The organism is Flavobacterium rhizophilum (assembly GCF_046000485.1).
GTDB lineage: Bacteria > Bacteroidota > Bacteroidia > Flavobacteriales > Flavobacteriaceae > Flavobacterium > Flavobacterium rhizophilum.
This window is the reverse complement of sequence record NZ_JBELQB010000003.1, coordinates 168,070-184,676: the sequence shown is the minus strand read 5'-3', so window position 1 is coordinate 184,676 and position 16,607 is coordinate 168,070. Positions and strand designations below refer to the sequence as shown.

The 16,607-nt window shown below is 39.2% G+C and carries 10 protein-coding genes; 8 read left to right on the top strand and 2 right to left on the bottom strand.

What is annotated here, in order from left to right:
* The first annotated feature begins 23 nt into the window (after nucleotides 1-23).
* The 3 genes from ABS768_RS04855 (at nucleotide 24) to ABS768_RS04845 (ending at nucleotide 5,446) form a co-directional block, all read left to right on the top strand.
* Entirely contained in the window at nucleotides 24-524 is a 501-nt protein-coding gene (locus ABS768_RS04855) for a TlpA family protein disulfide reductase (protein ID WP_408073850.1), read from the top strand.
* Nucleotides 524-1,276, top strand: a complete 753-nt coding sequence (gene tpiA / locus ABS768_RS04850) for a triose-phosphate isomerase (protein ID WP_408073849.1) — start codon at nucleotides 524-526, stop codon at nucleotides 1,274-1,276. Before ABS768_RS04855 ends, tpiA begins: the two co-directional genes overlap by 1 nt.
* A 237-nt stretch (nucleotides 1,277-1,513) precedes the next feature.
* Nucleotides 1,514-5,446 (top strand): choice-of-anchor I family protein, encoded by a 3,933-nt coding sequence (locus ABS768_RS04845; RefSeq protein WP_408073848.1) that lies wholly within the window; start codon nucleotides 1,514-1,516, stop codon nucleotides 5,444-5,446.
* A gap of 100 nt (nucleotides 5,447-5,546) precedes the next feature.
* Here the strand turns inward: ABS768_RS04845 and ABS768_RS04840 are convergent, their stop codons facing one another.
* Entirely contained in the window at nucleotides 5,547-6,764 is a 1,218-nt protein-coding gene (locus ABS768_RS04840; protein ID WP_408073847.1) for a porin, read from the bottom strand.
* A gap of 198 nt (nucleotides 6,765-6,962) precedes the next feature.
* On the opposite strand from ABS768_RS04840, the gene prmA reads away from it, so the two are divergent.
* Complete coding sequence (gene prmA / locus ABS768_RS04835; protein WP_408073846.1) at nucleotides 6,963-7,796, top strand: 50S ribosomal protein L11 methyltransferase; 834 nt, start codon at nucleotides 6,963-6,965, stop codon at nucleotides 7,794-7,796.
* A gap of 23 nt (nucleotides 7,797-7,819) precedes the next feature.
* Nucleotides 7,820-8,095, top strand: coding sequence for an ATP-dependent Clp protease adaptor ClpS (locus ABS768_RS04830; protein ID WP_035132939.1), 276 nt, complete (start codon nucleotides 7,820-7,822; stop codon nucleotides 8,093-8,095).
* 61 nt (nucleotides 8,096-8,156) lie between these two features.
* Here the strand turns inward: ABS768_RS04830 and ABS768_RS04825 are convergent, their stop codons facing one another.
* Nucleotides 8,157-8,690 carry a hypothetical protein gene (locus ABS768_RS04825; protein WP_408073845.1) on the bottom strand — a complete coding sequence of 178 codons (534 nt, stop codon included), beginning with the start codon at nucleotides 8,688-8,690 and terminating at the stop codon, nucleotides 8,157-8,159.
* 309 nt (nucleotides 8,691-8,999) lie between these two features.
* On the opposite strand from ABS768_RS04825, the gene ABS768_RS04820 reads away from it, so the two are divergent.
* The 3 genes from ABS768_RS04820 to ABS768_RS04810 all read left to right on the top strand — a co-directional run bounded on the left by ABS768_RS04820 (nucleotide 9,000) and on the right by ABS768_RS04810 (nucleotide 16,598).
* On the top strand, nucleotides 9,000-11,804 hold the full coding sequence (locus ABS768_RS04820; RefSeq protein WP_408073844.1) for a ligand-binding sensor domain-containing protein: 2,805 nt from the start codon (nucleotides 9,000-9,002) through the stop codon (nucleotides 11,802-11,804).
* Nucleotides 11,805-12,049: 245 nt separating this feature from the next.
* Nucleotides 12,050-15,112 carry a SusC/RagA family TonB-linked outer membrane protein gene (locus ABS768_RS04815; RefSeq protein ID WP_408073843.1) on the top strand — a complete coding sequence of 1,021 codons (3,063 nt, stop codon included), beginning with the start codon at nucleotides 12,050-12,052 and terminating at the stop codon, nucleotides 15,110-15,112.
* Nucleotides 15,113-15,116: 4 nt separating this feature from the next.
* Nucleotides 15,117-16,598 (top strand): RagB/SusD family nutrient uptake outer membrane protein, encoded by a 1,482-nt coding sequence (locus ABS768_RS04810; RefSeq protein WP_408073842.1) that lies wholly within the window; start codon nucleotides 15,117-15,119, stop codon nucleotides 16,596-16,598.
* Nucleotides 16,599-16,607 lie beyond the last annotated feature (9 nt).

Genomic DNA, 16,607 nt, shown 5'->3' with positions numbered 1-16,607 from the left:
TTGTTACTCTTAATAAGAAAAAAATGAAAAAACTACTGATATTACCAGTGCTTTTATTCGGACTTTTTTCATGTGCGCAAAATACACCTACAAGCTTTAGTGAGCAGGCATTAAGCGATAACATGAAATCGACCGATGGTACAGAAGTTACCTTTAAGCAGATACTGGAAAAACATAAAGGAAAAACCATTGTAATAGACATTTGGGCATCATGGTGCCCTGACTGTATTAAAGGAATGCCAAAGGTACACGACCTGCAAAAGCAGTTCCCTGATGTTACTTACCTTTTCCTTTCGTACGACAGAACTGAGGAAGCCTGGCTAAAAGGCATTGAGAAATACAATGTACAGGGTGACAATTACCTTATTGGTTCAAAATGGAAAGGCGGAGCTTTCAGCGAGTCGGTTAAACTGGACTGGATTCCGCGTTACATGGTGGTAGACAAAAAAGGAAACATAGCTCTTTTCAGGGCTATTGAAGCCGATGACGAAAAACTTATATCGATATTAAAACAACTGAAATAATGAGAAAAAAAATCGTTGCAGGTAACTGGAAAATGAATAATGACAGCCAGCAGACCCAAGCTTTACTAAGCGATATTTTAAACAAAAGACCACAAGATACAGCGACTAAAATTGTAGTAGCTCCAACATTTGTAAACCTACAGAGTGCAGTTATTCAAACTAAAAACAGCAATGTAATTGTAGCAGCACAAAATATGCACCAGGCAGAAAGCGGTGCCTTTACAGGTGAGATTTCTGTAGGTATGCTAAAAGGTATTGATGTTAACACCGTTATTTTAGGCCACTCTGAAAGAAGGGCTTACTTTGGTGAAACCAACAGTATACTAGCCGAAAAAGTAAACACTGCTTTAAAACATAACTTAACTATCATTTTCTGTTTTGGTGAAGAACTTGCCGACAGACAAAGCGGAAACCATTTTAACGTGGTAGAAAGCCAGTTAAGAGAAGGTTTATTCCATATTGGTGAAAGCCAGTGGACCAATGTTGTATTGGCTTATGAGCCGGTATGGGCTATTGGTACTGGTGAAACCGCTTCTCCGGAGCAGGCACAGGAAATGCACAACTTCATCAGGACGCTTATTAAAGAAAACGTAAGTGCCGATGTATCTGAACATACTTCTATCCTTTACGGAGGAAGCGTGAAGCCGGACAACGCTCAGGAGATATTCTCTAAGCCTGATGTTGACGGCGGACTTATAGGTGGTGCAGCGCTTAAAGCTGACGACTTCCTTGCTATAGTAAACGCTATCTAATTATAATAAACACAACAAACATGTTTGAAAAGCGGTAACAATTGTTACCGCTTTTTTATTAAAAACAACTATCAAAACACTGTCAATTAACTTTTACATTACCTTGTTTACATAAAATTTACCATTTATAAACACTACAACGATATAACTTAATGTTAGGTTGTTCCGCAATTAATGGTAAAGTAAAAACTGACATAGATTTTTGCACGTGATAACAAACCACCAGAAAAAAATCGTATGTCTAAAAATTACTTCTCAAAACTTATGCTGCTATTAGGGTTCTCCCTGATATCTCAATTATCAGGAGCACAAACCCTTATACACTACTGGAACTTCAACGACAACGCGTCTGAAGCGGCCATCACAGCCCCATCCCTGTCTTACGTTACAGGAGCATCGATAACTGCATTTGCAGGAACCGAAAGTATAATTGACTACTCAGGAGGTACAGGACAAAATTTTGATGTACAAAACCTAAATGCACAAAACGGCGATGTTGCCGGTTCTCACCTTCGTTTTAATGACCCTATAGGCGGTTCGCTTGAATTTGCCCTGCCAACAACAGGTTTTGAAGATATAATGATAAAGTTTGCTACCCGCCGTTCTGGTTCGGGAGCAGGCACACAAAACTGGTACTATTCTACCGATGGTACTACCTTTACCCTACTTACCACAGTAGCTCCTAATAACGGAGACCCTGCACTAGCTACGTTAGACCTTACAGCTATTACTGCTGCTAACGATAATGCTAACTTCAAACTTAAAGTAGAGTTTGAACAGGGTGACGGAGGTACAGGCGGTAACAACCGTTTTGATAACTTCACTGCCGAAGGTAACGTAGTAGGTGGCGGAGACCCAATCGCTCCGGTTGCAACTGTAACACCTACTAATGATGCCGTAAACATAACAGTAGCTACCCTACCTACCATTTCGTTTAACGAAGATGTAAGACTAGTGGATAATACAGCTATAACAAATACAAATATTGATGCAGTGGTAGAGCTTAGGTTAAACAACGAGTCAGGAACAGTAGTTCCGTTTGATGCTACCTTTGCCGATAACACCATCACCATCACTCCTGCTGTTGCATTATTAAACAGTCAGCAGTACTATGTTGCGCTTCTTGCCAACACTATTGAGGATATGAGCGACAATGCCATAACCGAGATACAATCTTCTACCTTTACAACAATATCACTTCAAACAGAATTTACTGCCGGAGATATGGCTTTTGTAGCCTACAGGATGAATGCCAGTGGTACAGAAGATGAAGTAGCCCTTATGACTTTTGTAGATATCGCAGCGGGTACATTTATCACCCTTACCGATTCTAAATATACAACTAACGAACAGCCACAATGTACCGATGGTGTTGTATGGACAGCTACAAGCTGCGTTCCTGCAGGTTCGGTTATAACCATACAAACTTCTGCACTTATTACCAGTACAGGTACTGTAACAGGTGGTGATTTCGGACTAAGCTCTGGTGGTGACCAGGTAATTGTTTATGCCGGCACTGCAGAAGCTCCAAACTACATTACTGCCATGTCGTCTAACCAATGGCTTACAGAAAACACAAGCTGTGGCGGTAGCAACTCTATGCTTCCTGCCGGTTTAACAGACGGTACAAGCGCTGTTAACCTAAGCACTGCACCGGGTAATGAAGCAGGTAATACTGCTAATGCTTACTATAACGGTACTCAGGCAGGTACTCCTGCCGAGCTTAAAGCTGCAATACTAAACCCTGCAAACTGGGTAGGTGCTGCTGCCGGAACCGATGCTCAGGAATGGCCTACATGGGGCTTCCCTAGCTCGCCAACAGTTCAAAACGTAACTGTAGTAAACGCAACAACTATAGAGCTTACTTTCAACCATGAGCTTAATGCTACAAGTGCAGCATTAATAACTAACTATACAGGTATTAGCGGACTTACAACTGCTGTTGCAGATGGTAACATGGTAACACTTACTTATGCTATAGCTTTTGAAGCCGGTATAGAATACTCGCTTATGGTTAACGGTATTGCCGATGTGAATGATATTGTAATGGCATGTGAGCATACTTACACTTTTACATACAACACACTTATCTCTTTTGATGAGACATTTATTGTAGTAAACGAAGATGCAGGCACGCTTGACCTTGTACTTAATCTTGAAGGTCCTGCTACTGCTTCGGTTGACTTAGTAGTTAAAGCGGCTCCGTTTAGCACTGCCGATGAGAATGACTTTACCTTTACTACTCAAACCCTAAACTTTACAGGTAGTAGTGATCTTACTCAGGTAATATCTATCGCTATTACAGATGATAGTATTGAAGAGCAGGCTGCCGAATATTTTGTACTTAGCCTTGAAAACCCTGTAGGTGTAGAAATTACAGAAGATAGTTTTGCTACTATCTATATTAAAGATAACGACAGAATGGCTCCGGTGCCTAACCATAGCATTGAGCTTGACTATATAGGAAGTTTTGATCCTTCAGGGACTAACGAGAGTACCTGCGAAATTGTAGTACACGACCCTGAAACACAAAGGTTATTCACTACAAGTGCTGTTGCAGGTTTCCTTGACATTGTAGATTTTTCAGACCCTACTGCCCCATCGGTAGTATCGTCTATAGATATGAACTCTTATGGCGGAGTAACAAGTGTAGCAGTACACGACGGTATTGTAGCCGTAGCTTCTCCAAACACTGAAGAACACCTTGACGGTAGCGTAGTATTTTTTGATACCGATGGTACCTTTATCGCTCAGGTAACTGTAGGCGCTTTACCTGATAATATCTCTTTCACTCCGGACGGCACTAAAGTACTTACAGCAAACGAAGGTCAGCCAAAGAGCGATTACTCTGTAGACCCGGAAGGTTCGGTAAGTGTTATTGACATCTCCGGCGGAGTTGAGTCGGTTTCACAAACTAATGTGACTACACTTTACTTTACGGATTACAACGCTCAGGAAGCTGAACTTTTAGCAACGGGTGTTAGAAAAGTATATGCGGGCAGCACACTGTCTCAGGATTTAGAGCCGGAATATATCACATCGAGCGCTGATTCTCAAAAAGCTTGGGTTTCACTACAGGAAAACAATGCAATTGCAGAGATTGACCTTGTTAATATAGCTGTAGCAGATATATGGTCACTGGGTACTAAAGACCTTAGCATTCCTGGTAACGGTTTTGATATTTCAGATAATAACGATGAAATACTTATTGCCAACTGGCCAATACAGGCATACTACATCCCTGATGCTGTGGCAAACTACAATGTAAACGGTGTAAACTACATCATCACTGCAAACGAAGGTGATGAGAAAGAGTACGACAACTTTGAGGAAAGAACTACAATAGGTAACAGCGGTTACAATCTTGATGCTACTGCATATCCACAGGCAGAAATGCTTAAAAAGAGCTTCAATGCAGGTCGTATGAGAGTAACTAATGTAAACGGTAATCTTGATGAGGATACAGAATTCGAACAGATATACTGCCTTGGTGCACGTTCGTTCTCAATTTTCAATGCAGATACTAAAGCAATTGTTTATGATAGTGGTGACGACTTTGAAATGTATACTTCTACAGATGCTTCAATAAGCGCCCTGTTTAACTCAGACAGTGAGGAGAACGAAATTAAGGGAAGAAGCCGCGCTAAAGGTCCGGAACCGGAAGGTGTAACAGTTGCACAAATTCAGGACAAAACATTTGCCTTTATAGGTTTAGAGCGTATAGGTGGTGTTATGGTTTATGATATAACCGACCCTAACGATGTGAAATTTACAGATTATAAAAACAGCCGTAGCCTTACAGCTTATGAAGGTGACCACGGCCCGGAAGGTATCACTTACATTAGTGAAGCCAACAGCCCAGACGGAAAAGGTTATGTAATTATTGCAAACGAGATAAGCGGTACATTAAGTATATATGAGGTAAATGCCGAAGCACTTGGAACAGGTGATTTCACTTTAGCACCAAAAACCTTTGTGGTATTCCCTAATCCGGTTACCGCCGGTACAGCTTACTTTAACCGTGCTGCCGATATTGAGGTGTATGACCTTAACGGAAAACTGATACATTCTGCCAAACAGGCATTAAAAATAGATACAACAAATATGACTTCGGGTATATATATCGTGAAAACATCCGAAGGCATTGTAAAGAAACTGGTAGTTAAGTAGTGTTAAGTAGCAGTTAAGTAGTTTCGTGTTTTTTTTCAAAAAAAATCCTGCCGGTGGGCAGGATTTTTTATTAGTAGTAAACACAATTAATTAAATATGGTTAAATACCTATTTCTACCTGAAAACGTACTAACCAAATTTGTCTTGAATCGCCATTATAGTAATTAAGGTCGTCCATTGAAAGTTCCATTTGGGCTTTAAATGTATGTTCCCAAATATATTTTGTTACACCAATGCTGTACTGGTTAATGTTTGGTGTAAACGTTTCAATATCCTTATGTACCTTTTGTGTAGAGAAACGACCTATAAGCTCATAGTCAGACGGGAAAAGGAGACTTAACTGGTAGTCAAACCCATGTCCTGTAAACACATAGTTAAAGTCGGTTATATCATCAGGATTGTAAGTCACAGGGTCTTTAGCTGTTCTCTGCATATAAGCCGTTTGGAACGACCATCCGTCATACTTAAACATAGCGTCTAAAAGTAACGACTGCATATCCCTTTTCTCAAACAGGTAGTTACCTAACTGTCCCTGTGTTTTTCTTGCTTTGTTATTAAACTGGTAAGCTCCCGAAACCATTACTTTTGGTTTATCTTCTCTTTTAAGGTCTCCTTCAAAAAAAGTACCGTTATTTTTAAAGGCACCAAACGGATAAAGCTCTACTTTACCTGTATAGGCAAGTCCGTTATCAGGTTCTTTGGTAGAGTTCCTACCTTCACCCATACTTATAGCTCCTTTAAAGTTGTATGAAAATTTATCAAGGTATTCGTTTAGGTTATGCACCTGAAAACCGAAATCCCTGTCTATTGTAAATCGTGCATTGTTTATAGTACGGTCTGTTAACTGTAGCGCTCCCGATGAGTTAATACGCTGGCGGTTACCCGGTAGTTTTGTTTGACCAAAACCAATATTCCAGTGTTTGTTAGGACGGTAAAATACAATCGCATCACGTATAATGTTTACGTTTTCACCTTCGTGTGCCTGGCCTACATCGCCCGGAGCAAAAGAAAGCTGAATTGCATAAAGGAATTTTGGATCCCCTACATAACCGTCAAAACGAAGCCTTAATCTACGAATCTGTCCGTCAATGGTACTCTCTCCTTCAGATTCTACATAAGACATCCTGTTTTGCATCCTGAAACGGATATTAAACTGGAAAAGACTATCGGGCGTAGTTAAACCTACTCCCTTACCATAACTATAGTATGGAAGAGCCGAAAGCTTTAGGTCATTATTATTTTTGGTCTTTTCGATTGTCACCTGTGCCGAAGCCGCAAGACCCATAAATAATAAAAGTGTGATTAATGTTTTTTTCATTTCTGTGTTTCGTGTGTATTTTTTCGTGTTTTTCTTAACTTTACATTAATGCAGATTTTGCTTTTTTATTAGCAAACATTTGGTAATTTTAGCGCTAATTCACTACCATAAGGCACCTTTGTAAAGTTTGCGCAAACTTAATATTAATTATCACTGCCTTATGTTATGTTAATGTTACCTTTGCGGAAAATTAAAGTTATGTCAAACATATATATAGGTTATCATTTTTCGGTTGAACCGAAAGAAACCGGAACAGAAATTTTACTTGCCGAACTTGGCGAAACTCCCTTTGAAAGCTTTATAGAGACTGAGGAAGGCCTTTCGGCTTATATCCAGAAACAGTACTGGAACGAGAACGTTCTTGATGACATATTCATCTTAAAATCACCTGAGTTTAAAATTGAATATACTTTTGAAGAGATAGAACAGGTGAACTGGAACGAGGAATGGGAAAAGAATTTTGAACCTATTGAAGTAGGCAACAGCTGTTATGTAAGAGCGCCTTTCCACGAGAAGACCAATGCACAATATGACATTGTAATAGAGCCTAAAATGAGTTTTGGTACAGGGCATCATGAAACAACTTTTATGATGATACAGCACCTGCTGGAAACCGATCTTGAAAACAAAAAAACTTTGGATATGGGTTGTGGTACTGCCATACTGGCGATACTTGCCGAAATGCGTGGTGCAAAACCTATTGATGCTATTGATATAGACAACTGGTGCTACCTTAACTCTATCGAAAATGCCGAACGCAATAACTGTGAACACATTAGCGTTTATGAAGGCGACGCTTCACTGCTTAACGGTAAAAAGTATGATGTTATAATCGCTAACATTAACCGTAACATACTTTTAAACGACATGCAACAGTATGTGGACTGCCTTAATGAAGGTGCCACTCTGCTTTTAAGCGGTTTTTATGAGGAGGACATCCCTACAATTGATGCTTCGTGCACCGAAAAAGGGCTTAAATTTGTTAAAAAGTTCGACAAAAATAATTGGGTTGCCCTAAAATACGTAAATTAGCAACCGGAATTAAAACATTGAATATGAGTACAAAAGAAAAAGTATTAGAAGAAGTATTAGTTGAGGAAGCCGTATCGGCAAACAACGAAATAGTTTTGTATAATGACGAAGTAAACACTTTTGACCATGTTATAGACACTCTTGTAAGGGTTTGCGACCATACACCAGAACAGGCAGAGCAATGCTCGCTTATTGTTCATTATAACGGTAAATGTACCGTAAAAACAGGAGAACTGGATAAACTGAAGCCACAATGCACCCAACTACTGGAAGCAGGCTTAAGTGCCGAAATTATATAAAACAATTTACTCATAAAAAAAGGGACGCTTGTGCGTCCCTTTTTTGGTGCATCCAACTTCATTATTTAACAAACAAATACTCCACTGCACCAAATGTTAAAATGGCCCCACCTGTATCTTCGTCCCTGTCCGGGTATGTTCCAAACTCATTAGTATAGGTAATCTCGTTACCTGTTTTTACAAGGTTAAGTATTACATCGTCATCATTATTATCCTGATAAGTAGCCCTGATAATCACATCACTACCCGATCCGGTTAATATCTCCCAAGTACCTGTATAAGTAGCATTGGTACATCCTGAAGTACCTTCGGTAGTATCTACCACCACACCGTTTTTCTCAAATGTAAAAGTGTTATCTGCATTTAAAACCAGTTGGCTTCCGTTGTAGCAATCCGTTTCCTGCATCTGGTCACTGTGAGAAGTTCCGTCAGCATCAAAATCGGTAGGCTCAGCAGTTGTAACTGCGGTTAGGTTGTAGGTTCCTTCAATTTGCGTTTCATTGTTCACTCCTGCTGTATCATCATCACTACTACACGAAGTTAAACCAAATCCCGTGACTAATAATGTACAGGCTAATACTCTAAACTTTTTCATTTTGCTATTTTTTTGATAGGTTAATAATGTCAAATCTATAAAGCAGCTAATAGGATAATGTTAAGGAAACCGTTAATTAAACTTTGTTTAACAACGCTTTAGGGATTTGGATTTTCACAAAGCTTTGCCTTATAAGCCATTTGGAATTTATTGTGCATTTTTTGTTAAATTGCCCGTTCGTACACTAATTAACACCTATTTAATAAATAACTATACAAACATGACCAGTTTGGATATATAAACTCAGGGTGAAAAATTTATTTTGTAATCGTATCTTCGTAATAAACTAACAAACTTCCCTTACACTTCGTGAAAAGAATTATACTACTATTAGCAGCATTATATACGCTTGCAGGTTTCTCACAAGACCTGCCCCCTATTCTTAAATACAGTACCAACCAGTACAGTGCCGGTAATCAAAACTGGATGATGAGCCAGGATAAGGACCACTTTATGTATTTTGCCAATAATGGCGGACTACTGGAATACAATGGTACTGCATGGACGCTGTACCCTTCCCCTAACGAAACAATCATCAGGTCGGTTAAGGTGATTGGCGAACGTATTTATACAGGTTGCTACATGGAATTTGGATATTGGACCCGCAACGAAGACGGAAGCCTTAGCTATACTTCCCTTAGTGAAGCTATACGTGATAAAATTTTAGACGACGAACAGTTTTGGAACATTGCACAATACGACCACTGGGTTATATTCCAGTCGCTTAACCAGATATTTATTTACGATACCCAAAAGAAAACCTATAACATACTGAAACCGGATACGGGAGTGAATAAAATTTTCAGGGTAGGTAACAGGATTTTGTACCAAACCTTTGGCACAGGATTGTATGAAATTGAAAACGGGGTTAGCAAGGTAGTAAACAATACCCCACAGCTAACCAACAATAAAATAATAAGTATTTACCCTTATAATGAAGGACTGCTTATCCAAACGCAATATAACGGTTTACTGGAACTGAAAAACAATACTATTACCCACTGGGACACTGAAGCCGACAGCGAACTGAAATCTAGCAGTATATACAGCGGACAGAAACTTAGCGATGGTAGCCTGGCTTTAGGAACAGTATCAAATGGTATTTTTATATTATCGCCACAGGGAAAAGTACGCTACCATATTACTCAAAACAAGGGACTTAGCAACAATACAGCCCTATCTCTTTTTGAGGATACAGATAAAAACCTTTGGATTGGCTTAGATAACGGTATTAACTGTATCAATTTACAGTCGGCAGTGAGGAGTTTTGTAGACGATACAGGCTTTTTAGGTACTGTATACACCTCTGCACTATATAATAACCACTTATATATAGGTACCAATCAGGGATTGTTTTATAAAACATACAATTCAGAAGAGGAATTCAGGTTTATTCCCGGCACCAAAGGTCAGGTTTGGTCACTATACCAATATGATGGCAGCCTGTTTTGCGGGCATGACTCGGGTACATTTATTATAAACGGAAGTCAGGCCAGCTTACTGTTTAACGGATCGGGTACCTGGAAGTTTGAGCCACATCCTAAAGATAAAACGAAACTGATACAGGGTAATTACTATGGTTTATCCGTACTGGAAAAGGTAAACGGAAACTGGACCTTTAAAAACAAGATAACCGGATTTGACTATTCCAGCCGCTACTTTGCCCTTTCAGGCAATAACGAAATATATGTGAGTCACGAATACAAAGGAGTGTTCAGGATTAAAACTGATAATAACTACACCCGCATAACCGACTTTGAAGCCTATAAAACTCCGGCTAAGGGTAAAAACGCATCACTTGTCAGCTTTAATAACACCATATACTATGCCTCAAAAGAAGGATTGTTTGTTTTGAATAACAAAACCAAAAAGTTTGAGAAGTATGAAAAGCTATCAAAACTGTTTAATCATGATGAATATATTTCAGGTAAACTAACCGCAGATAAGTCCGACAGGCTTTGGTTCTTTACCAAAAACTACATCAATTACTTCTCTCCGGGTAAACTTAATGCCGAACTGAAACACAATGCCATAGCAATACCTTCATCCCTTACCAACTCCATGCTGGGGTTTGAAAACATAACCCAGATAAAAGATAACATCTATTTGGTAGGCACTACAGACGGTTACTATACCCTAAACATAAATGAGCTAAACTTTAAAAGCAATACTATTACCATTACAGGGATTACCAATAATGTACTAAACGAAAAACCATCTCCTGTAATCATACAAAACGAGGGTGAGTTTAAGTATATCGAAAACAACCTTACCTTTTTATATACCGTACCGGAGTATAATAAATATGCCAATACCGAATTTCAGTATATACTTGAGGGAATGCAAAACGACTGGAGTGAATGGAATAATAAACCTGTTACTACATTTAAAAACCTTCCGGCAGGTACCTATACATTTAAGGTAAGGGCAAAAACGGGAAGTTCACTATCTGTAAATACCGCCAGTTATACTTTTGTAATACTCAAACCTTGGTATGCCACAAATATTGCTGTAGTAATTTATATCATCTTTGCCTTCGTAGCTGCTTTCCTTATTAACAGGGCCTATAAAAATTACTATCAGCGTCAAAGCGAAAAACTTATAGAGGAAAACAACAGGCTGCTTGAAATTAAAGAACTGGAAAAAGAACAGGAGCTGATGAAAATCAAGAACGAGCAGTTACAACAGGATTTTGAAAGTAAGAACAGGGAACTTGCTGCCTCTACCATGAATCTTATTAAAAAGAACGAACTGCTTTCTCTTATAAAAGATGATTTGAAGAAAACAGGTACAGGTGGTGCCGATAAAAATATCAAATCGGTAATTACAACCATTAATAAAAATATTAATGAGGATGACACATGGGATATGTTTAAGGAGGCATTCAATAATGCGGATAAAGATTTCTTAAAAAAGGTAAAATCTGTTCACCCTTCCTTAACACCAAATGACCTTCGATTATGTGCCTACCTTCGTCTTAATTTATCGTCTAAAGAAATAGCTCCGCTACTCAACATTTCGGTAAGGAGTGTAGAGATAAAACGATATCGTTTGCGTAAAAAAATGGAATTACCTCACGAATTAGGACTTGTTGAGTACATACTGTCGCTTTAGCACACCACATCATTTGGTAAATTCACCTATACATCACCTCAACAACAACGTTGTAATAGTGTGTTTTTTTTTATTTTATCCAAAGATTTTTAAACACTTAACTTACTGTTAATGCTTACTATTAGGGGAAAGTCATAAATTTTCTTTAAGTTTTTCAGGAATGTATAATTTTTGTTGAGGCTAATTTTATTCTTCGTAATTTATTGTGATATAATTTTAGATAATCACAAAAAACAATTTAATATATGAAGTCTAAATTACTCTTAATTACTTTTATTCTGATTTCATCTTTCTGTTTCGCACAGGAGGTTGAAGTTAAGGGTACAGTAAGTGAAGTGGGCACCGGTTTGACTATACCGGGTGTTAACGTCATTGTAAAAAATGGTACAGCCTCTACGGTTACCGACATGGATGGTAATTACATCATTAATGCTCCGGTAGGCTCTACCCTTTCTTTCAGTTTTATTGGTTATGAAACTGTAGAACAAACCGTAACCGGAGCCGGAGTTATTTCGGTATCACTTAAAGAAACTTCTCAAACACTGGAAGAAGTAGTAGTGATAGGTTATGGTACACAACGTAAAAAAGAAGTAACCGGTGCCGTTAGTGTTGTTGGTGCAAAAACGCTGGAAGACATGAATCCGGTTAAGGTAGAACAGGCATTACAGGGTACTGTAAGTGGTGTTAATGTTACTACACAATCGGGTAAGCCGGGTGCAGCTCTTAACGTAAGGATTAGGGGTATAGCCACAAATGGTGATAATGCTCCTTTAGTATTAATAGATGGTTATATAGGTAGCCTTAGCGACATTAATGCAAACGACATTGAAAACATTACTGTATTAAAAGATGCTCAGGCAGCTATATATGGTACAAGTGGAGCAAACGGTGTTATACTTGTTACTACTAAAAAAGGCAGAAAAAACTCAAAAGCAACCTTCTCTTATAATGCATATACAGGTTTTCAGCAAACTACAAGAAAATTACCATTGCTAAACGCCTCAGAATATGCACTATTGCTTAATGAAAAATATGCAAATGGCGGACAGCCAATACCTTTCCCTAATGTTTCTAACCTTGGTGAAGGTACAAACTGGCAGGATGAAGTGTTTGATAGCGGAGTACCTATTATTAACCATGACCTATCTGTTTCAGGTGGTGGTGAAAAGGTTACTTACCGTGTGAGTGGTTCACACCTTGACCAGGAAGGTATCATAGGCGGTGCCGATAAATCTCACTTTGAGCGTAATACTGCACGTATTTCCCTTAATGCTGATCTTAGCGATAAACTTAAAATGTACACTAACGTTATTTTCCTTACTACAGATTCGCAGGGATTTAACGAAAACGTACTGGGATCAGTACTGTTTAATGCTATTAACACACCTGCAATTTATAGCCCTTATGATGCTAACGGCAACTTTACCGTACTCCCTACAGGTAGCTCTACTATTCCCGGAAGTAACCTTGGTAACGAAATAATCAACCCGCTGGCTCAAATCGCTAACACATATAACGACTACAACCTTAAAAAGTTAAGCGGTACTTTTGGTGCCGATTATGAGCTAATTAAAAACCTTACCGTTACAGGTCGTGTTGGTTTCAACACCCAAAACAGAGACGAAAGGATATTTAATAAACAAATCTCATATGGCGGTAAAGTATTCGATAACGTTAGAAGTAGTGTAAACCAAAATGCTTTTGACGATAACGATTATACTTTTGACGCATATGCCAACTATAAGTTTAATATTAACGATGCGCATAACTTTACTGCTACTGTGGGTACTACAGTATTCAAAACATGGGGTAAAGGTTTATATGCAACAGGTTTTGATGTACCAAATAACTCATGGGAATTTGCAGACATAAGCCTTACAACAGGTTTTGCAGATAACAAAACGGTAAGTTCTTACTCTTATGACGACAGAAGACTATCATACTTCGGTAGAATTCAATATGACTATAAAGGCCGTTACCTGTTATCCGGTATGCTTAGAAGGGATTCCTCTACTAAATTCGGTGCAAATAACCGTGTAGGTTACTTCCCGTCTGTTACTGGTGGTTGGGTACTTTCGGAAGAGTCTTTCTTTAAAGAAAACAACATTCTTAACTTTGCTAAAATAAGAGCAAGTTACGGTGTACTTGGTAGTGACAGGTTTGACTCAAACCTATACTTAGGTTTACTTAACGGTGAGGCTACTTATGTATTTGACGGTGCACTGGCAAACGGTTTTGCTATTGGTGCTTTACCAAACCCAGACCTTAAATGGGAAGAAGCAAGGAAATTTGACTTAGGTCTTGATCTTAACTTCTTTAATGACAAACTTGAATTTGTTGCCGATTACTTTAAAGATACAAGAGCTAACCTGTTAATCCCTAACATCCCTGTATCGGGTATTGTGGGAACCTATGCTCCTGGTGGTCAAAACCCAACACTTAACGCGGGTGACGTGGAAAACAAAGGTTTTGAATTTGCCCTTACTTATAACGACTATATAGGAGATGATTTCCATATTAAAGCAAGCTATAACATTACATTTATTAAAAACACCGTAACATCGGTTAACAACGGAACCGGATTCTTTGCAGGTGGTGAGTTTGGAGTTGGACAGCCACAACCTACAAGAATGGAAGTAGGACATCCTATGGGGTACTTTTACGGGTATGTAACCGATGGTATTTTCCAAAATGCTGAAGAGGTTGCAGCACACCCTGACCAGTCGGCTCTTGGAGCTGCCGCTCAACCGGGTGATATCCGTTTTGTAGACGTTAACGGTGATGGTGTTCTTGATGCTGATGACCGTACAGAAATTGGTGATCCTATCCCTAATGCAACTATGGGTTTCAACCTACAGCTTGACTATAAAGGATTTGACTTTGCTACCTACCTTTTTGCCTCTATAGGTAACGATATGGTAAGAAACTATGAAAGAAACCTTACCGACGTAAACAGAATGAGTTATGCACTTGACCGCTGGACAGGTGAAGGTACAAGTAACAGTGTGCCAAGAGCAACTACTGCTGCTACATCAAACAACATTTTCTCTGATTTCTTTGTGGAAGATGCTTCTTACCTTAGAATACAAAATGTACAGCTTGGTTATACTGTTAATCCTGATTTTACCGAGAAAGCAGGTATTACTAAACTAAGAATATATGCAGGTGTGAACAACCTATATACATTTACAAAATACAGAGGTTTTGATCCCGGTGCTTCAAGCGGTGCTCCGCTATCTTCGGGGATAGACTTTGGTTTCTACCCTGTTCCGAGAACATATCTAATCGGTTTAAACCTAAACTTCTAAAAAAATGAAAAGAAAAATTATCACAGCCATTTTGGCTTTCAGTATAGTCGCAACGGTAAACATATCGTGTAGTGACGACTTTGTGGAAAGAGATCCTGTTTACAGTATATCATCAGACAATTACTTTAACTCTGAAGAAGATTATAACTATGCGCTTATCGCTGCTTATGATATACTTCAGTCTACCTATGTAAACGTAATACTGGGTGAAATCGCTTCAGATAATACATTATCAGGAGGTGAAAGTGCTAACGACGTAATTGGGTGGCAGCAGGTAGATGAGATGACACATACCCCTGTTAATTCAAACCTAAGGGATGTATGGAACTGGATGTTTGCCGGAGTAAACAGATCGGCTTACATACTTGAATTTAAGGACAAAACTGATTTTGAAGGAAGGGCACAAATTGTAGCCGAAGCCCGTTTTTTACATGCTTACTATAACTTTGAACTTCTAAAATGGTTTGGAGGCATTCCGTTAAAAGGTGACGAACGTTTTGCTCTTGGTGACGAAACTACTATCCCCAGAGCCTCAAAAGATGAGGTATACGCTTCTATTATTAGCGATCTTGAAATGGCTATTGCTGATTTAGCTGTTACAGCTCCTCAGGTAGGCCGTGTTACAAAAGGTGCTGCGCAGGCATTATTAGGTAAGGTATACCTTTATAAAGGAGACTATGCGCTGGCTGCTTCAATGCTGGACAACGTTATTACCAGTGGGCAGTATGCACTTGTACAGGATGACAACTACCTGAACCTTTTTGAAGAATCAGGTGAAAACGGAACAGAATCAGTATTCGAAGTACAGTATACTGATGTTGAAGGTGCCGGTTTTGGCTGTCTTCAATGTAGCGAAGGTAACGTTGCAGTAGGTTTTAGCGGACCAAGAAACTACAGCGGCCCTATGTTTACCTCTGGTTTCAGTTTTAACGTACCTACAGAGGAAGCTGCTTCAATTTATGAAGACGGCGATATGAGAAAAGAAGTTACCATTCTTGACATGGCTGCGTGGGGTGCCGAAACAGGTGCTACTTACGGTCCCGGTTATAAAGATACCGGTTACTTTAACCGTAAATACATACCAAGGGTAAGAAGCGATGAAGCTGCGGGCGACTTAAATCTTACTAACCCAAACAACTACCGTGCTATACGCTATTCTGACGTACTGCTTATGGCTGCCGAAGCTTATAGCCGCACCGGAAACGCCTCTCAGGCATTAGAGTATGTTAACGAGGTTAGAAGAAGGGCTTTTGGCGATGAGAACCACGACCTTTCAGGTGCAGGTGATGCTCTAACAAGTGCTATCCTTTTAGAGAGAAGAAGAGAACTTTTAGGTGAAGGGCACCGTTTCTTCGACCTTGTAAGAACAGGTCAGGCTGCCTCAAACATACCTGGCTTTACAGCTAACAAAAACGAATTGTTCCCTATTCCAATCGAAGAGATTCAGTTCTCTGGCGGACTTTGGGAACAAAACCCTAACTACTAATATGTTACA